General features: G+C 42.9%; 13 protein-coding genes, 1 tRNA gene and 2 pseudogenes. 12 read left to right on the forward strand and 4 right to left on the reverse strand.

Annotated features, from left to right (window positions below; all coding sequences use genetic code 11):
- Nucleotides 1-66: 66 nt before the first annotated feature.
- The 4 genes from DWY79_RS08475 to DWY79_RS08490 all read left to right on the forward strand — a co-directional run bounded on the left by DWY79_RS08475 (nucleotide 67) and on the right by DWY79_RS08490 (nucleotide 8,469).
- Nucleotides 67-2,307 carry a glycoside hydrolase family 2 protein gene (locus tag DWY79_RS08475; protein WP_122369197.1) on the forward strand — a complete coding sequence of 747 codons (2,241 nt, stop codon included), beginning with the start codon at nucleotides 67-69 and terminating at the stop codon, nucleotides 2,305-2,307.
- 152 nt (nucleotides 2,308-2,459) lie between these two features.
- Entirely contained in the window at nucleotides 2,460-5,657 is a 3,198-nt protein-coding gene (locus tag DWY79_RS08480) for a TonB-dependent receptor (RefSeq protein ID WP_122369198.1), read from the forward strand.
- A gap of 17 nt (nucleotides 5,658-5,674) precedes the next feature.
- Nucleotides 5,675-7,180 (forward strand): RagB/SusD family nutrient uptake outer membrane protein, encoded by a 1,506-nt coding sequence (locus tag DWY79_RS08485; protein ID WP_122369199.1) that lies wholly within the window; start codon nucleotides 5,675-5,677, stop codon nucleotides 7,178-7,180.
- Between the two features lie 332 nt (nucleotides 7,181-7,512).
- Nucleotides 7,513-8,469, forward strand: coding sequence for an Rpn family recombination-promoting nuclease/putative transposase (locus DWY79_RS08490; RefSeq protein ID WP_034531679.1), 957 nt, complete (start codon nucleotides 7,513-7,515; stop codon nucleotides 8,467-8,469).
- Between the two features lie 38 nt (nucleotides 8,470-8,507).
- On the opposite strand, the gene xerD is transcribed toward DWY79_RS08490, so the two are convergent.
- Nucleotides 8,508-9,413 carry a site-specific tyrosine recombinase XerD gene (gene xerD / locus DWY79_RS08495; protein ID WP_005859891.1) on the reverse strand — a complete coding sequence of 302 codons (906 nt, stop codon included), beginning with the start codon at nucleotides 9,411-9,413 and terminating at the stop codon, nucleotides 8,508-8,510.
- Between the two features lie 100 nt (nucleotides 9,414-9,513).
- Between xerD and aroQ the strand changes: the two genes are divergently transcribed.
- From aroQ to DWY79_RS08520, 5 genes are read left to right on the forward strand one after another with little or no spacing between them, the layout of a single operon-like run.
- A complete protein-coding gene (aroQ, locus tag DWY79_RS08500; protein WP_005859889.1) occupies nucleotides 9,514-9,930 on the forward strand; it encodes a type II 3-dehydroquinate dehydratase in 417 nt (138 codons plus the stop codon).
- Between the two features lie 60 nt (nucleotides 9,931-9,990).
- The gene (pyk, locus tag DWY79_RS08505; protein ID WP_005859887.1) at nucleotides 9,991-11,448 is read left to right on the forward strand and encodes a pyruvate kinase; all 1,458 of its coding nucleotides are present in this window, start codon (nucleotides 9,991-9,993) and stop codon (nucleotides 11,446-11,448) included.
- Nucleotides 11,449-11,453: 5 nt separating this feature from the next.
- Entirely contained in the window at nucleotides 11,454-12,089 is a 636-nt protein-coding gene (locus tag DWY79_RS08510; protein WP_122369200.1) for an O-methyltransferase, read from the forward strand.
- A gap of 12 nt (nucleotides 12,090-12,101) precedes the next feature.
- Nucleotides 12,102-12,437 (forward strand): 30S ribosome-binding factor RbfA, encoded by a 336-nt coding sequence (gene rbfA / locus DWY79_RS08515; protein WP_005859883.1) that lies wholly within the window; start codon nucleotides 12,102-12,104, stop codon nucleotides 12,435-12,437.
- A gap of 11 nt (nucleotides 12,438-12,448) precedes the next feature.
- Complete coding sequence (locus tag DWY79_RS08520) at nucleotides 12,449-13,678, forward strand: FtsX-like permease family protein (RefSeq protein ID WP_008778805.1); 1,230 nt, start codon at nucleotides 12,449-12,451, stop codon at nucleotides 13,676-13,678.
- A 51-nt stretch (nucleotides 13,679-13,729) separates the two neighbouring features.
- Here the strand turns inward: DWY79_RS08520 and DWY79_RS08525 are convergent, their stop codons facing one another.
- Nucleotides 13,730-14,812 (reverse strand): mannose-1-phosphate guanylyltransferase, encoded by a 1,083-nt coding sequence (locus DWY79_RS08525; RefSeq protein ID WP_005863311.1) that lies wholly within the window; start codon nucleotides 14,810-14,812, stop codon nucleotides 13,730-13,732.
- Between the two features lie 203 nt (nucleotides 14,813-15,015).
- On the opposite strand from DWY79_RS08525, the gene DWY79_RS08530 reads away from it, so the two are divergent.
- The 3 genes from DWY79_RS08530 (at nucleotide 15,016) to DWY79_RS08540 (ending at nucleotide 16,966) form a co-directional block, all read left to right on the forward strand.
- Nucleotides 15,016-15,099 (forward strand) — tRNA-Leu (locus DWY79_RS08530).
- A gap of 272 nt (nucleotides 15,100-15,371) precedes the next feature.
- On the forward strand, nucleotides 15,372-16,169 hold the full coding sequence (locus DWY79_RS08535; RefSeq protein ID WP_008772948.1) for a class I SAM-dependent methyltransferase: 798 nt from the start codon (nucleotides 15,372-15,374) through the stop codon (nucleotides 16,167-16,169).
- Nucleotides 16,166-16,966, forward strand: a complete 801-nt coding sequence (locus tag DWY79_RS08540) for a GNAT family N-acetyltransferase (RefSeq protein ID WP_034531667.1) — start codon at nucleotides 16,166-16,168, stop codon at nucleotides 16,964-16,966. Before DWY79_RS08535 ends, DWY79_RS08540 begins: the two co-directional genes overlap by 4 nt.
- A gap of 61 nt (nucleotides 16,967-17,027) precedes the next feature.
- On the opposite strand, the pseudogene DWY79_RS08545 reads toward DWY79_RS08540, so the two are convergent.
- A pseudogene (locus tag DWY79_RS08545) lies at nucleotides 17,028-17,818 on the reverse strand (PDDEXK nuclease domain-containing protein).
- A pseudogene (locus DWY79_RS23360) lies at nucleotides 17,801-18,262 on the reverse strand (phage integrase SAM-like domain-containing protein); the annotation flags it as partial. The pseudogenes DWY79_RS23360 and DWY79_RS08545, both read right to left, overlap by 18 nt.
- Between the last annotated feature and the right edge of the window lie 1,257 nt (nucleotides 18,263-19,519).

Here is a 19,519-nt window from a genome sequence, read left to right on the forward strand (position 1 = left end):
CTATAAAGTTTATGTCTTTAATAATTGTAACTTGCCTTCGTGAAAGAGTTAAATAAATCGGATGTCATGAAAAGAATAATTTTAATTATGTGTTGTTTCCTATCTGTATTCGCTTGGGCCGATGATGGGAGGACAACGATCTCATTAAATGGGGAATGGGATTTCGATCAAACGGAACTGGCTTTTCCTCCACGGAAATATACCCGTAAGATACCGGTTCCGGGATTGGTGCATTTAGCGAGGCCTAAAATCTCTCAATACGAGAAATTCTTTAAGAAACCTGACGGCGTGGAGCTGGTGGAACAGTTTAATTTCTTAGAGAGAGATTATACGCCGATGTATAATTGGTATAAGCGGAAAGTATTTATCGATGAGAAATTTAAGGATGAGCAATTATTCCTTACGATAAAGAAAAGCCAATATGTTACACGAGTCTTCGTGAATGGGCATGAAGTGGGGGCTTCTATGGAATGCTATACTCCAATGGATTTTAATATTACGAGTGCCGTAAAATATGGCTCGGACAATGAGATATTGATTCAGGTGGGCGACCGGGCGTGGTTGCCTAGCGAGGCCGCCGGCGGAACGGATAAGGAGAAAGTCCATTACCTACCCGGAATCTGGGATGACGTGTTCATTACGGCTACTGGTAAGATGCGGGTCGATAAAGTTTTATTCCTGCCTTCTCTGGCTAAAGGATTGGTGACAGTTAAGACCTTGGTGAGAAGTTTGTATCCACCCCAAATGTTGTATGGGGATAAAATGAAGGATTCTTGTAAGATTGAGTTCTGTGTCAAGGAGAAGACTACAGGGAGGATAGTAGGAAAGAAAATGATTGAAGGTGAGGCTAAGCGGGATAATAGGACTTATTTCGAAACGAGTATCTCTTTGGATAATCCGAAGGCTTGGACTCCTGATTCCCCTTTCTTGTACGAAGGTGAGGTCTCGGTGTATGACCAAAATGAGCTTGTAGATCGTTATTCCGTGAACTTCGGTATGCGTGATTTTTCGAGAAAAGGTAAATTCTTTACGCTTAATGGGGATAAATTCTACTTACGAGGCTCCAATATCACGCTTCAACGTTTCTTTGAGGACCCGGATTGTCAAGCGTTGGCTTGGGACCGGGAATGGGTGAAGAAGCTGATGGTAGACCTGCCAAAGTCAATCGATTGGAACGCTATGCGAATATGTGTAGGAATTGTACCTGACTTCTGGTATGACCTTTGCGACGAGTATGGTATCGTATTACAGAATGAGTGGCTATATTGGCAAAATCATGGATGGGATGAACAGGTACGTAAGGAGTATACGAATTGGGTATGGAGCGATGGGAATCATCCCAGTATCGTGATCTGGGATGCGATCAATGAGAACTGGGACAGTTATATAGGAAATACGCTGATTCCCGAACTAAAGGAATTAGACCCGACCCGGATCTGGGATGCCGGTTACATGACATCAGATCAGATGGGGACGAACGATGAGATGGATGAGCCACACCCTTATCGTGCGCTTACGTTGATGCATTCCAGCGAACTGAACGACTACTTCAAAAACAATCCCTATAACTTAGGTGCATTGCATGAGAATTGGGTAGGTTTCTCTTCTATACTAGATGCGGGCGTTCCTCAGTTGGTGAATGAGTACGGATGGATTTGGTTATGGCGTGATGGACGGCCCTCGAAATTGACACTTAACAATTACAATTACTATCTTGGCGAGAATGCCACTCCGGAACAATGTCGTGAATTGCAGGCATATTGGTTGGAACTTGAGACGGAATGGCTGCGTTCGGAACGTTCGGTAGGCGGAATCTTGGCTTTTTGTCATTTGACAAATAATTATGGTTTCACGGGAGATTGGTTCATCAATGATATCAAGGATTTGGAACCTTCACCGGCTTTCCGCTGGTTCAAGCATTGTTTCGCCCCCTCGGCAGTCTTTATCGATTTAGCGGATCGTCGTTATACCAAACATCTCGAGCCTTTGAAACCGGGTAGTGATTTAGTATTCAACTTGGTAGGGGTGAACGACTTGAATAAGGAGTCGTCTGGAAAAGTTCTCATGAAACTACTAGACGAGAAAGGAACTATTATTTCGACACAAGAAGAGTCTATTGTGATTGAACCTTTTGGCAAGCGGCTTCAGCCTTGCCTTCTGAAATTGCCCTCAAAAGCAGGAGGTTATCTTTTGATAGCCGAGTATCATGAGAAGGGGGGGGCGAAACCAGTACTTAGTCGCCGTTATCTAAAAGTAGGCGATGCGGTAACCTCTTTCAAAGATTACTTCGAGTATACATTAAATTAGTTAGGTTAGCTTTTATATCCAATTTCCTACGGCGGCACTCCTCGTGAGTGCTGTCGAGGGGAATGCTACCCCTTTTTTGAAAATACTCAGAGTCCGACTAACCAAAAAGTAATGTTAGGAATATTGTTTAAACCTTTAAATTCGAATAATTTATGAAAAAGAAAAGTAAGGATCAGCGATGGCGTTGGATATGTGTCGGGTCATTATTGCTCGCTTCCTTAAATGGCAATCTGGAGGCAAGCGGCCCTTCCCATCCTAATGTAAATCCGGTGGAAGTTTCTCAAGCGACAAGAAAATTGCGAGGAACGATCTTGGATACAAATGGAACTCCGGTTATCGGTGCGAGTATTTCGGTAAAAGGAACTACTACCGGTACGATCTCTGACATGAATGGCGTATTTACGCTAGATGTGAAAAATGGCGATGTATTAGAAATCTCGTTTATAGGCTATCTCTCCCATACGGTTAAGGTCGGTACGCAGACTGATTTACAGATTGTCTTGAAAGAGGACACGCAAGCCTTGGATGAGGTGGTAGTGGTTGGTTATGGCGTTCAGAAGAAGAGCGTGATGACAGCGGCCATCAGTCGTGTCACCTCCGATGATTTGGAGAAGCTGACGCCGACCCGGGTAGAGGATGTGTTACGAGGAAAAGTCTCGGGAGTAAGCATTATGCAGAATTCCGGACAACCGGGAGCCGAGTCGAGAGTCCGTATCCGTGGTACAGGAACTATCAATGATAGTAACCCTTTGTATATTGTGGACGGAATGCCACTTGAAGGAGGTGTCGATTATCTGAATCCGCAGGATATACAATCTATCGAGGTCTTAAAAGATGCCGCTTCTGCCGCTATCTACGGTTCGCGTGCGGCTAATGGTGTTATTCTGGTTACGACAAAGAGCGGGAAAAAAGGAAAAGCGGTTGTCAATTATGATTTCTCTATCGGTTGGCAAAATCCTTGGCGAAAAATGTCGGTCTTGAATGCCACCGAATATGAGACAATAATGAATGAGGCTTACGTGAATGCCGGGATGGACCCTATTTACGATGATCCTTCGAAAGCAGGTGTAGGGACGAACTGGCAGAATGAGATTTATAACGAGAATGCCCCGATCATGAATCATCAAGCGAGCATCAGTGGGGGTGGTGATAAGGGAAGCTATTTCCTCTCTTTTGGTTATTTAGATCAAGAAGGAATTGTTGGAGGAAAAGATAAGTCGGATTATAAACGATATAGCTTACGTTTCAACAATACCTATAATGTGTTTGAGAATAAGGCGAATAAATTTTTCCGTAGTTTCAAGGTCGGTACGAACCTAGGATATACACGGATCATATCCAAAGGTATTTCGGAGAATGACAACTTCTCCGGCCCGTTAGCAAGTGCGGTGATGACTCCACCGAACGAATCGGTCTATCTGGAGAATCCTTCGGCGGAAGATCTCGCTTATTACGAGAAAAATTATCCCGGCTATGTCAAGGATGATGAAGGCCGCATCTATAACGTGATCGAGAATCAAGAGATCGTGAATCCGGTCGCTATGATGCAGACCTTAAACAATAACAAGGACTGGGATAAATTTGTAGGTTCTGTTTGGGGTGAATTGGAAGTATTCGAGAATCTTACGTTTAAGACCTCTCTCTCCACGGATATGGCTTTTTGGGGCGAAAGGAATTGGTTCCCAGTTAGCTATTTGTGTTATATGGTCAAGACTGAGAAATCGAGGGTGGAGCAAACGATGAATCGTGGCATGAAGCTTCTTTGGGAGAATACGTTGAGTTATAAACGTTCGATCGATAAACATAATTTCGCCGTTTTACTGGGAACCTCTATGGAACGGTATGATAGTAAAAAGGTAAAGGGAACAGCATTGAATTTACGAGCGGAAGATGATCATAAAGCATGGATCGATTTTACCAATAGTGCCTCTCCCGGCGATCAGCATTCGGAAGGTGGGGCGACGGAGCATCGGATGGCCTCCGTTTTCGGACGATTGAACTATAATTATGACGAAAGGTATATGCTTGAGTTAACCCTTCGTCGGGACGGTTCCTCTAACTTCGGCCGGAATAATCAATATGCCTATTTCCCGTCCGTCTCTGCGGGCTGGACGTTGACTAACGAGCCTTTCATGGAAAATAAACCGGGATGGTTCGACTTCTTGAAAGTGCGCGGAAGCTGGGGACAGAACGGAAATGAGAAAATCGGATCGTTTGGATATACTACGACAATGACCGGAGGAAATAACTATAGTTTCGGGGCAGGCTCGAACGGTGTCATCCATAGCGGAACAAAACCTACTTCTTTGGCCAATCCTGATTTGCGTTGGGAAACCTCGGAGCAATTGGACTTTGGATTTGATTCCCGCTTCTTTAATAACTCCCTTTCTTTCAGTTTTGATTGGTTCAAGAAAGATACAAAAGACATGTTGATGGAGCGTCCGATACCCCTATATGTGGGAAGTGGCTCGCCTTTGTCGAATGTCGGGACATTGACCAACCAAGGTATCGAGCTTGAAGTCGGTTATAAATTAAGTGTAGATAAAGTGAATCTGTCTTTCTTGGCGAATGCTTCTTATGTGAAGAATGAGATCAAGAATCTGGGAAATCAAACAGGATATATCGATAAGGAGAGTTTACCGACTTTAGGTACGGTATCAAGGAACCAAAATGGTTATCCGATCGGTTATTTCTTCGGATATAAGGCGATTGGGGTTTTCCAGACACAAGAGGAGATCGATAACTATATCAGTCCTGCTACCGGTAAGCCTATACAACCGAATGCGGTACCCGGTGATACGAAATTTGAGGATTTGAATGGAGACGGTGTGATCAGCGATGATAACGAGGACCGTACGATGATAGGCAAACCTAATCCGGATTGGATAGTTGGACTTACTGTTGCGGCTGATTGGAATGGCTTTGATTTAAGTGCCTTTTTCCAAGGTTCTTTCGGGGCGGATGTTTTCGATGCGTTACGCCGTTATGAGTTGGCGGCAGTCAATTATACGTCGGATGCTTTGGAGCGATGGACTGGACCGGGTACCTCCAATTCGATGCCAAGGATTGTGTTAGGTGATACGCCTAAGAACTTCCGTCCGTCTACTTTGTTGGTTCACGATGCTTCTTTCTTGCGCTTACGTAATTTACAGGTAGGTTATACGCTACCGGCCCAGTTGACCCGGAAAGCTTATATACAACGCTTGAGATTTTATGCGTCGTTCGATAATTTGTTGACTATTACGGGATATAAAGGGATGGACCCGGAAATTGGTTCAACAATGGGTATAGATAAGGGTGTATATCCTCAAGCCCGGGTTTATACATTTGGATTGAATTTGACATTTTAATCATTAAAATTAGTGTTATGAATAAATATATTTATCTGCTAGCCGTTGTATTCGGACTAAGTAGCTGCAATGATTTTTTGGAGTTGTCTCCGACGAATAAGGTTATCGAAACGGATTATTACAAGACACAGGAGGATTTGACCGAGGCATTGGTCGCTGCCTATGACCCGTTGAAATGGAACGCTTATAATGCGTATAGCTCTTATGAACTGGTTAGTAATATCATGTCGGATGATGCGGAGACCGGTGGATCGACGGTATCGGATCAACCGCAGTTGCAACGAGTGAATGATTTTACCAATTGGGTGACACCGACAAACTTACCCGAGGGTTTATGGGGGCGTTCGTATGAGGGTGTAAACCGTGCGAATATCGTGATAGAGAAATGCCCTCTTCTTCCGGAGGGGACGATGTCGGCGGAGCTTCGTGATCGTTATGTAGCTGAGGCTCATTTCTTACGTGTATTTTATTATTTCCAGTTGTGGCGTTTCTTTGGATACATACCGTATTACGAGACGAATTTGGGATTGGATGATATAACAACTGTCCCTCAATTGCAACCGGATGAGGTCTATGCGAAGTTAATAGAGGATTTAGATAATAACGTTATTGGGAAGTTACCCAAGGTAGTCCCGGCTAATGAGAAAGGACGAGCTACGAATGGTGCCGCTATCGCGATGAAAGCACGTATCGTTTTATATCAGAATGATGATACTAAAATGAAGGAGATCGCCAGCCAATTGAAAGAACTAATTACCGATCCTGCCTATCAATATGATTTGATCCCGGATTATAAAGTTCTTTTTGATGATGAGTATGAATGGTGCAAAGAATCTGTTTTTGAAGTCAATTATACGGAAATCGGGAACTCGAATGATTGGGCAGGCAAGGCTAATCAAGGTAACTCCGATATAATAATGCTAGGAGCCAGAGGTTTGAAAGATCCTAATAATGTATATGTGGAAGGCTGGGGTTTTGCGCCTGTAACAAAAGCATTGAATGATGCGTTTTTACCAAATGATCCTAGAAAGTGGACAACAATCATAGATCATGAGGAGTTTAGAGCGGAAGGCGGGACGGTTAGCTCGGATGTGAATCAATATACAGGATATAGCGTACGCAAATATCATCCTCGTGCGGGGTATTCTTCTACGGTTGGCACGGAAGCGCTGAATTATAAGAACAATTACCGTGTAATTCGTTTCTCCGACGTATTATTGATGGCATCGGAAGCTTTGTTGAGAAGTGGAGGTAGCGTAGGCGAGGCACAGGATTATTATGCGAGAGTCGTTAAACGTGCGATGGGGGATGATTATAAGGTTCCGGTGGTTTCATTGGATAATATCTATAAGGAACGCCGTTATGAGTTTGCGATGGAAGGTATTCGTTATTGGGATTTAGTACGTACGAACCAAGCAAAAGATTTTATCAAAGGTTGGGATGATACAAAGAAATACTTACCGATCCCTCAGTCGGAGATTGATAAGTCGGATGGCCATTTGGTACAGAACCCTCATTTCTAAGAATTGAGCTGTATTTACATTTGTTCATTTTAGGAGAACCTGATAGCTTTTAATTTGTTGATAATTAGATATGGATGTGTGATCATTTGTCCACATCCATGTTTTTTGTCTTTAAGTAAATAGTTTAAATCGATAAAATATGAGATTAAAATAGAGTAATAACGGTACACGAATACCCATTTGCGACCGCTTACGATCCCGTTCGTTGGCTATTCACTTACGGATCCAAAAAGAAGGACATTTCTTTTTAGATGGGATAGGCTTGTATTCCAGATCTTTTTATGTACATTTGAAGCCACCCAATAGTGGGGTAACTAAAACATGATATGACTATGGAAAAGAAAACAGAAAAAGAGGAGAAGTATATGAAGGAATTACAAGATCGATATATCCGTTTCGACTGGGCCATCAAACGCCTACTCCGGCAAAAAGCGAATTTCGGAGTGCTAGAAGGCTTTCTTACCGTGTTCTTGGGCGAGCAGATCAAGATTGAGGAGATATTGGAGAGTGAGGGAAACCAGCAAATGGCCGATGATAAATTCAATCGGGTGGATATCAAGGCTAAGAACACAAAGGGAGATATCATCCTTATCGAGATCCAGAATACCCGCGAGCTTTATTATTTGGAACGTGTGCTTTATGGCGTGGCGAAGGCCGTCACCGAGCATCTTCATTTGGGACAGGACTATTCCGGGGTGAAAAAGGTCTATTCAATCAGTATCCTTTATTTTGATATAGGCGTAGGAACCGATTATCTGTATCACGGGCAGAACCAATTTGTCGGCGTGCATACCCATGATCATTTACAGGTAAATACCAAGGAGAGGGGTGCGATCGTCAAGCGTCTTCCCTCGGAGATCTTTCCGGAGTATATATTGGTCCGGGTGAATGAGTTTGATAAGGTGGCCGTGACCCCCTTGGAGGAATGGGTGCGATACTTGAAAGATGGGATCATAACTTCCGGAACGACAGCCCCCGGCTTGGAAGAGGCACGAGAGAAATTACGCTATTACTCAATGTCTCCCGAGGAACGTTATGCTTATGACGAACATCTGAATGCGATTATGATCCAGAATGACGTGTTGAGCACTGCTAAGTTTGAAGGACGGGAAGAAGGATTAGCAGAAGGATTAGCAGAAGGCAGAGAAGAAGGACTAATAGAAGGTCGAGAAGAAGGCCGTGTGGAAGAACGTCTAGAAACAGCTCGGCGTATGCGGTCTGATGGGCTTTCGATGGAAATGGTCGTGCGTTATACTGGTTTGTCAGAGGAGGAAATAAATAAATTATGATATCTTGGGGCTTTGCTAGCGGAGCAGGATCGGTTCTTTTAAGTTCTTGGCCTGCTCCTCGGATGATGTTCCAGTATCTCTTTGCGAAGGAATTCCCGGTCGATATGTGTATATATCTCGGTGGTGGTGATTTTCTCATGCCCCAGCATCTCTTGGATAGCGCGTAAGTTGGCGCCGCCTTCCAGCAAGTGGGTGGCGAAAGAATGACGGAAGGTATGGGGACTTACGTTTTTATGGATACCGGCGGCCTCCGTCTGTTGCTTGATGATATGAAATACCATGATACGGGAGAGGGCCGTCCCTCGCCGGCTTAGAAATAAAATATCCTCGAAGCCTTTTTTAACCACGACCGAATTCCGGTCATACAGATAGTTTTTAATTTCCCGCAAAGCAACTTCGGAGATAGGAACAAGCCGTTGTTTGCTTCCTTTACCCTCTACCCGGATGAAACCTTCCTTGGGATATATATCCGAATAACGCAGGCCAGTAAGCTCCGATACGCGCAGTCCACAACTATATAAAACCTCCAGCATCGCACGGTTCCGCTGTCCCTCGGGAAGCGTGAGGTCTATCGTGTCGAGAATGCTATTTATCTCGTTGACGGTTAATACTTCCGGCAGCTTCAATCCGATCTTGGGAGACTCTAACAATTCGGTCGGATCATTTGTTATATAATTGTCAAGCAATAAGAAACGATAGAACGATTTGATACCCGAGATGATGCGTGCTTGCGATCGGGGATGGATACCGATGTCACGTAATTGGGCGATGAACTGTTGCAAGTCGTCGTAGCTGATCTCCTTAACGTCCTTTTTCTCATCCTCTGCGAAACGTAGCAATTTGTCAAGATCTGTCAAATAGGCGTCGATGGAGTTGGCTGAGAGCGATTTTTCTAACCGTAAATAGGTGTTATATCGGTTTATTATATCTTTTCCTTGTCGCATTGTCGGTATGTCGTTATGAATGTGTCAAATAAAATCCTTACCTTTGCCGGATAATTCCGGCCTCAACGGGCGGTACAAAGGTAATAAACTTACAATAAGAATGAAGAAGATTCAGATCATCAATGGCCCTAATTTGAATCTGTTGGGCAAGCGAGAACCGACAGTATACGGAAATGCCTCGTTCGAGGACTATTTGAGCGAGTTACGTGCCCGCTTTCCTCAGTGTGAGATATCTTATTATCAAAGTAATGTGGAAGGAGAGATAATTAACAAGATCCATGAGGTGGGTTTTGAATATGACGGTATCGTGTTGAACGCCGGCGCTTATACGCATACTTCCATTGCGTTGCACGATGCTATCAAGGCGGTTACTACGCCAGTCGTGGAAGTGCATATCTCGAATGTGCATGCCCGTGAATCGTTTCGTCATGTGTCGATGATATCGGCGGCATGCAGGGGAGTGATTCTTGGGTTTGGGCTGGATTCGTATCGGTTGGCGATCGAATCGTTTATGTGATAGAAGGTTTAGTAGGTTATCAAATAGAATTAATAATTAGGTTATAATAATTTAAGGTATATGTTAAAGCATACGAAGATTGTTGCTACAGTTTCCGACCAGCGCTGCGACGTTGCGTTCGTTGAGGCGTTATATAAAGCGGGAATGAATGTGGTGCGCCTGAATACGGCTCACATGATGGAAGAGGGGTTGACCCGTGTGGTAAATAACGTCCGTACCGTATCCGACCGTATCGGTATCTTGATGGATACAAAGGGGCCGGAAGTACGTACCACGACGACGGTAAACAAGGAACCGATCCCTTTCAAGACTGGAGAGATCGTGAAGGTAATCGGTAATCCCGATCAGGAAACTTCGCATGATTGTATTTGTGTGTCATATAAGAATTTCGTGAACGATTTGGCGATTGGCAGCGACATCCTTATCGATGATGGTGATCTGGAAATGAAGGTTACCGGGAAATCCGGCGATTGTTTGCTTTGCGAGATCCAGAATGACGCTACGCTAGGTAGCCGCAAGAGCGTGAATGTGCCGGGCGTACGTATCAATTTGCCTTCGTTGACTGAGAAAGACCGTAATAATATCCTTTGGGCGATCGATCATGATCTCGATTTTATCGCTCACTCATTTGTTCGCAACAAACAGGACGTATTGGATATCCAACGTATCTTGGACGAGCGTAACAGCCCTATCAAGATTATCGCTAAGATCGAGAATCAAGAGGGTGTAGACAATATCGAGGAGATTTTGGAAGTGGCTTATGGCGTCATGATCGCTCGTGGTGACTTGGGTATCGAGGTTCCGGCCGAGAAGATCCCGGGTATCCAGCGTATGCTGATCCGTAAATGCGTGGAGGTGAAGAAGCCGGTTATCGTGGCTACGCAAATGCTTCATTCCATGATTAATAATCCTCGTCCTACTCGTGCCGAGGTTACGGATATCGCCAACGCTATTTATTATCGTACGGATGCTTTGATGTTAAGCGGTGAGACGGCTTATGGAAAATATCCGATCGAGGCGGTACAGACCATGACGAAAGTGGCTCGTGAAGCCGAGAAGACCAAGCTTTCTGCGAATGATATCCGTGTGCCGATCGAGGGGAATGATTTAGACGTGACTTCTTTCTTGGCGAAACAAGCCGTTAAGTCTTCTTCTAAATTACATGTGAAGGCGATTATCACGGATAGTTATACGGGTCGTACGGCACGTTATCTGGCCGCTTTCCGCGGAACCTCTACTGTGTTCGCTATATGCTATAATCCTCGTGTGATGCGTATGTTGGGTCTTTCTTATGGGGTATGGGCGGTTCATCAGCCGTACAACGACAGTCGTAGGGGATATTTCTATGATGCGTTGAACCAGCTGATCCATAGCGGACGTATCACTCGCAACGATATGGTAGCGTATTTGAGCGGTAGCTTCGGCGAAGGTGGCGGTACCAGCTTTTTGGAGATTAACAACGTAGGAAAGGTGCTGGATGCCGGCACGCAATATCAGTTGCCTACTTTTAAAGAGTAAGAGGAATGTTTACGGGCGAGATTGATGCGTATATTCTTTCTCATATAGATGAAGAAGGGGATTTGCTGTCGGCGTTGAATCGCGACGCCAATGTGAACCTTCTCCGTCCGCGTATGCTATCCGGGCATTTGCAGGGTAGGATATTGAAGATGTTTTGCCGGATGATTCGTCCGAGAAGAGTCTTGGAGATCGGGACTTATACGTCTTATGCCACTTTGTGTATGGCGGAAGGCATGGAAGAGGGGGCGTTGATCCATACGATCGAGATCAATGACGAGATGGAGGATTTTATCATGAAATATCTTTCCCGCTCGCTACATAAGGACAAGATAAAAGTCCATTTGGGGGATGCGATGGAGATTATCCCCCGTTTGGATGAGACGTTCGATATGGTTTTTATCGATGCCGACAAACGCCTGTATTCCGAGTATTATGATTTGGTATTCCCGATGGTCCGTCCGGGCGGCTTGATTCTCGCGGATAATACGCTTTGGGACGGTAAAGTGGTAGAAGAAGTGCATTCTTCCGATAAACAAACGAAGGGAATACTGGTTTTTAATGAAAAGGTTAAGCAAGACGATCGGGTAGAGAAGGTGATCCTCCCTTTACGTGACGGCTTGACGATGATCTGGAAAAAGTAAATAATAAAGCGTATGGAAAGTACTAGATTACAAAAGATCGAACGCCTTCTTCAGAAGGAGTTGAGTGATATATTTCAGAAGCAGACGCAAGGAATGCATGGCGTATTGGTCTCTGTCAGCGTAGTTCGTGTAAGTCCGGATTTAAGTGTGGCGAGAGCTTATTTAAGCATTTTCCCGTCGGATAAATCGCAAGAGCTATTGGAGGCTATACGGAGCAATACGAAAGCGATCCGTTTTGATTTGGGGCAACGTATTCGTTTGCAGGTTCGTAAGATTCCTGAATTGAGCTTCTTTATAGACGATTCATTGGATTATATCGAGAATATCGACAATCTTTTGCATAAGTAATCAGAGGAGCCTTGAATCTTCCGTTCTATATAGCCCGGCGATATCTCTTTTCGAAGAAGTCGCACAATGCCATAAATATCATATCGATGGTATCGGTATGCGGGGTTGTTGTCGCCACGATCGCCTTAGTATGCGCCTTGTCGGTCTATAATGGTTTCAACGATTTGGTCTCTTCTCTCTTCAGCAATTTTGATCCGGAGTTGAAGATCATGCCTCGGAAAGGGAAGGTTTTCGACCCGACCTCGGAAGAGATACGTAAGGTGAGGGAATTGCCCGGCATTGTTTGTTTTAGTGAGGTATTGCAGGACAATGCCTTGGTCCGTTATCGAGATCGTCAGGGTGTAGCTACCTTGAAAGGTGTAGACGAGCAATATGAGAAACTGGCGCAGATCGATAGTATCTTGATCGATGGAAAGTTCCTTCTGAATGACGAGGTGGCGAATTATGCGAATATGGGGATCGGATTGGCTTTCTCGCTAGGAATAAACGCTGGCTTCGTCTCTCCGCTAGAGATCTACGCTCCGAAGCGGGAGGAGAAGGTGAACATGGCGAATCCGGCTTCTTCTTTCAATTTGGAATATGCTTATATCGGTGCTGTCTTTCGTACGGACCAACAGGTTTACGATGATTCATATATGATCGTGCCTTTGTCATTGGCCCGTTCTTTATTTAATTATGATAAAGAAGTGACAGCGGTGGAATTGAAGGTGAAAGATAGCGGGGATATCGCTCCGGTAAAGAAAGAGATTCAACGTATCCTAGGTGATCAATATATCGTGCAAGACCGTTTTGAGCAACAAGAGGCTTCTTTCAAGATGATGCAAGTCGAGAAATGGATGACCTTCTTGATCCTTACTTTTATATTGGCGATCGCCTTATTCAACGTGGTGGGTTCTTTATCCATGTTGATGATCGAGAAACAGGAGGATGTGAGTACACTGCGTAATATGGGGGCTGATGACAGTCTGATCCGTCGGATTTTCTTGTTTGAAGGCTGGATGATCTCCGGTTTTGGAGCTTTGATCGGAGTCTTGATCGGGGTTGTACTTTGCTTGCTACAACAAGAGTTTGGCTTTATAAAACTAGGGGAAGCTGCCGGAGCGTTTATTATAGAGGCTTATCCGGTACGTGTAGTCACGGTGGATATAATAACAGTCTTTGTAACGGTATTAACGATAGGCTTTTTGGCTGCGTGGTATCCTGTACGATATCTTGCTAAGAAGTTGAAAATTGAGAATTGAGAATGAATACCGCTTGCCGATAATTCTCAATTCTCAATTCTCAATTCTTAATTAGTTGTATTCTTTTCCGTATTTGATTTTAGCGTCGGCTACGAATTGTTTGATACGTTGTTCGTCATCCTTCTTACAAATCAATAATACGTTTCCGGACTCGGCCACGATGCAATCTTTTAGCCCTTGGATAACGGCTAGACGTTTCGGGTTATTTAATGCGATCACATTGCCGGAGCATTCGTATAGCATTGCCTCGTTATTTTTCAATACTGCGTTCTCATTTTCGTCTTTATTCGCTAGGTCGAACAAAGATCCCCAGCTACCGAGGTCGGCCCAACCGAAATCTACACATAGCATATATACGTTGTGCGCTTTCTCCATGATACCGTAGTCGATGGATATATTTAGGCAATAAGGGAAATTCTCTTGGATGAACGCTTTTTCTTCCGGGGTATTAAATTTATCCTTACCTAGATCGAAACGGCTGCTGATATCCGGGAGATATTTAGAGAACGCTTCCAAGATCGTATTCACGTTCCAGACGAACAAGCCAGAATTCCAGAAGAATTCTCCACTTTCCATAAATACCTTTGCCAACTCGAGATCCGGTTTTTCAGTAAAGGTCTTTACCTTGGTGAAATCATCTACTACCGTATCACTGCTTTGGATATATCCGTATCCTGTTTCCGGGCGGCTAGGCTTGATGCCCAAGGTGACCAACGCACGGTTTCTCTTCACGAAATCCAACGCTTTTTGAACGTCCCTCAAGAAAACATCCTCTTTTAAGATCAGATGGTCGGAAGGGGCTACGACAATATTGGCTTCCGGATTGCATGCCTTAATATGATAAGCCGCATAAGCGATACAAGGGGCTGTATTGCGACGAGCCGGTTCCAAAAGTATTTGTTCTTCCGCTAATTCCGGCAACTGCTCCTTGATTAAGTCCGCATAAGATTCGTTGGTAACGATGTATATATTTTCAGTAGGGATGATTTTTGCGAAGCGATCAAATGTCATTTGCAGTAAAGACCGTCCGCTCCCAAAAAAATCAAGGAATTGCTTTGGGTAACTTTCTCTACTGAAAGGCCAGAAACGGCTACCGATTCCGCCTCCCATGATGACGCAATAATTATCTTTCATGATATTGGCTGTTATTATGATTATACGTTTACAAATGTAACGAAATAATCTTTCTATGCGAAACAATCCCATACATATTCCCACTGTGAAAAAAATATTTGAAAATTTTTACCCAAACGCTTGCGGGTTTAAAAAAAAGCTGTACCTTTGCAACGCATTTGAGAAACAAACCTACTGCTAAAGCTAAAAGGTTAATCAAAAATGCCCAGATGGCGGAATTGGTAGACGCGCTGGTCTCAAACACCAGTGGATTCACTTCCATGCCGGTTCGATCCCGGCTCTGGGTACTGAAGTTGAAAAGCTTGATTGAGTAATCAGTCAAGCTTTTTTTGTATGTAATTATTCGGCAGGACTATCCACGGCTAGACAATTTTTTGGGTCAGTCCAAAAACCCTGTGGGTATGTTAAATCAGATCAGGTTCTAAATAATGTTCATGCTATTTGGGTTGCAGAAATAAAGGAAGATAAGGTTAATCTATGGCATATCCATCCGGACACGAAAGAGAATAGAAATAAGTTTGGTATATAAATATGAAACAATGAATATTGGAGAATATAAATGAATATAGGTTACAAGGTTGGTGAGTTGATTTATGATGCAAATATATATGATGGATTAAATACCTTTCTATCTGATTTGCAATTCTACAAAAAGTGGCTACCGAAAAATAAGGAGGCTGAAATACTTGAACTGTGCTGTGGTACAGGCAGACTTACGATCCCCATTGCCAAAGATGGATACAGCATTTGCGGAGTAGATTACACACCCTCAATGCTCGAACAAGCAAAGATGAAGGCTATCGAAGCAGAATTAGTGATTGATTTCATAGAAGCAGATATTAGAATGCTCGACTTGCAAGAAAAATTCGACCTAATCTTTATTCCATTTAATTCAATCCACCATTTATACAGAAACGAAGATTTATTCAATGCGTTAGGGTGCGTTAGAAATCATCTCAAAGCAGGAGGCTTATTTCTGTTAGATTGCTTTAATCCCAACATCCAGTATATTGTCGAGAGCGAAAAAGTGCAGGCAGTAATTGCCGAATATACAACGGATGATGGACGGGATGTGTTGATAAAACAAACGATGCGTTATGAGAGTACAACCCAAATCAATCGCATAGAATGGCACTATTTTATCAATGGCGAGTTTCATTCAATCCAGAATTTGGACATGAGGATGTTTTTCCCTCAAGAATTGGATTCATATCTGGAACGGGCTGGATTTGATATTATTCACAAGTTTGGAAGTTTTGAAGAAGAAGCATTTAACGATAATTCGGAAAAACAGATATATGTTTTAACCCTTAATGATAATAAGGTATTATACGAAAAGATACAAAACCAAAGATGAAAATGGACTTTAAAATCAGAATAGCGCAACAATCTGATAGTGCTGAACTGAGAGATTTATATAAGAATACCGTGCTTGTAGTAAACAGGCGTGATTATTCACAGGATGAAGTTGAAGATTGGGCATCATGCGGAGATGATCTTTCCAATATAGAGGAAATGATAAAGACTCACTATTTTATTGTGGCTGTTAATCAATTGTCTCAGATTGTAGGTTTTTCATCCATTACGCCGCAAGGCTATCTGCACTCTATGTTCATTCACGCAGACTTTCAAGGCAAAGGCATTGCAACTATGCTTTTGGAAGAAATAGAACGATATGCTATTACAAAAGGTATTATACAAATCACATCAGAAGTGAGTCTAACTGCTCGTCCATTCTTTGAGAAGCAAAAATACGTGGTGAAGAAGGAACAAAAACGACAGGCAAATAAATTGAATTTGACTAATTTTTGGATGGCAAAAACCTTATCTGTAATAAAGCCATATCATGGTCGTATTCCTGCTTGTGGTGTGTTCTGTGGCGGTTGTCCAAGCTACACACGAGATGAAAAAACTTGTCAGGGAGCAGAGGAAAACAAAACCCGCTGTGAAAAATGTAGAACATTTTACCTGTGTTGCGTTGAGAAAGGAATAACACACTGCTACCAATGTCATCTATTTCCTTGTACTAAGTTCAAAGGTTTTACAAAACGTTGGTTAAAGTATGGGCAAGACTTTATTGAAAATCAGAAATTTTTAAAGCAGGTGGGTGAAATGGAATTTTTGAGGTTTTATAATGAAAAGGTTACAGATTAAGTTTAGTCCATTTCTCTTGTATATCTAAAATGAACTAAACCTTTGTTTTTATTGAAAGTTGTTAGCCTATCTCCTTTGAAAGAAATCTCTTGAATTCTTCCTCACTGGGCAACTGGATTTTATACTTTTGTACAAAAATATTTGGGTCTAATCCTGCTGTGGCATAACGAACTAAAGTATCTCCTTTTTCAGTACAAAGCAGAAGCCGTGTCCCATTTCCAGAAGGAACTTTTGTAAATTATCAAGGATGGCTTGCTCTAAATCATTCTCTGTAACTAATGCCCGTTCATTTAACCCTAAGAACTCTAAGGTCAAGGGAGTATTTATTACATTCGCAGGCTGTAGTTGAACTGCCTGTTGCTGTACTAATGCAGAAAGAGCTTCTTTGTTTTTAGATAATCCACTACGCTCGTAGTACAATGAATCAATCTGCCGTTCCAGTTCTTTTGCAGTCCAGCATCCCCTAATCGTTTCCATTTCATAAAAGGCACGTTTAATAGGATTGTCAATAGCAGATATTGCATTCAAATGCGTAGAAGATAATCTGTTAAATAGCTTTTCAGCAGCCAATTTCCAGTCATTATTTGCAATTTCTGAAACCATTTGCAATTTGGCGGTTACTGACCGCCGAATCTCTGTTTCAAATTCGGCGGTCGGCAACCGCCGAATTCCCGAACCCGACATAACATAGCCTAAAACCTCTTCTTTCAACTGTGGATAAACAAGATATAAACGTCTGAACTCCCGGAATCTACGTTCGTTAAGCCCTTTGGTATTCAGTCGTTTTTCCAGCTTCTTCAAGAGTTGCTCACCATAGGCTGCACGGTCTTCACCGTTTTGTTCAAACTTCAATAGCTTGTTTGAGTAGTCTACATTCTTATATGTAAGGTCTTTCACATCACAGAGGCGTAAACCACAATATAGGCAGAAGATAAAGGCACGTCTTACCATTGGGTTCTCATTCTCATAATGGCAGTTGATAAGAGCCTGAATTTCTTCCAGTGAAAGCACATCTTTCCGTAACATTTGGTCATCTACCTTACAAATTACTTCTTTACACGGGTCTTTCAGTATCACATCGTGTTCGATGGCATAGCGTATCACTTTCTTGAAACGCTGATAGATACTTTTTGCTCCTTCGCCAACGCTACGGGATTGCAAATAGTCTACAAACAGAACCATCATATCCTTAGTGATAAATTCGGGTTTGATGTTGCATTCATATAATGGGTACTGTTCTTTCAGAAAATCCTTAAAACGACTGAAGGCAATTTGCATCATACGCAGGTCTTTCTTAATATTTATGGCTAATCAGTTAAAGAAATCCCTTTCTTTGGAGATTGAACGGTTCAATGCTTCGCAGAAGAAAGGATTTAGCTTTATGTTTTGATGTAAAATGCTTTTTCATAGTTCCTCTATAATAGAAGCTCACGCTAGTAGCCAAGAGGTAGTGTGGCATGTTTAGAACATGTATTCCCAAAAAGAAGAAGGAATCTGCTCTTTTGTCGAAAAAAAGTCTTATGTTTACGCACGATATGAAAAACAGGGTTTATATAGGCCCTGATATCAGTAAATAACCAACCTTGACATGTGTACAAACAGAGATAAGGCTATCTCTTTTGGGCGGGACGGCGGAGATGTCTGCCGTTTCGTTTTTTGTCTATGAGCCAGTGACGTGGTTGCTGACGAATCGTTGCCTCAAGATATTTTTCTGCAGATTCATCGTTCATATATTTCCAATATTAATCAAGTAAACGCTCACCCGATATTTATTGGGGACAGACTTAATTCAAAGGGATAAGACAAGAATCACGGATGTCAGCTTAATGCGATGAATGGTATCTTTTTGATTGAAATACCTTCTTTTTCACGACACGGCTCTCTGGCTATAAAAGCCAACGAGCGTAAGCGGGGAGCGCGAACAAGCTACCACAACCGCTTTTTAACACGATAAGCGTCGCTTTTTAACGAATATATACGTATCAACCTACACATATGGCTGTATCAACTCACACATATAGCAGTGTTAACCCACACATATAGTCGCGTCAAGCTACACATATAGTGGCGTAAGCCTACACATATATAGGCATCGGCCCTCACATGCGGTAGCGTTGGGCATTATTACCGCCTAACGACCGTAAAACATGAACTAGGGTGAATTATTTCGGCTGGAACGAAAGGCTGTTTTTCAGCAAACGGCTATCAAACAGAGAATTGCTGTTTTTTTCTCTCGAATTTGGAAGCGAGACGCACTTGGGTACGGAATAATCGATTCTCCGGGACTTCAGATTACAAGTTGTCAAAAAGACAAATGGGCCACTTGTATCTATAGTTCCTCTGCCATTTCCCGATAACCATCGGGGAAGAGACGGTTAATGTATAATTTATGCCTTGTCAGGTGAATAACTTACGGTTTGTCAAGTGAATAACTTACGGCTGGGGGTAGCCGTAAGCTTACGAGTCTGGAAGTGGTTAGTTATTCACTTGGGAAGCCTTTCTCAAGTGAGTTGGTCTGTTGATTAATAGTTTATAAGACAGCGATTTATATGG

The sequence above is a fragment of the Parabacteroides sp. AF27-14 genome (assembly GCF_003635425.1).
Taxonomy (GTDB): Bacteria; Bacteroidota; Bacteroidia; order Bacteroidales; family Tannerellaceae; genus Parabacteroides; species Parabacteroides distasonis.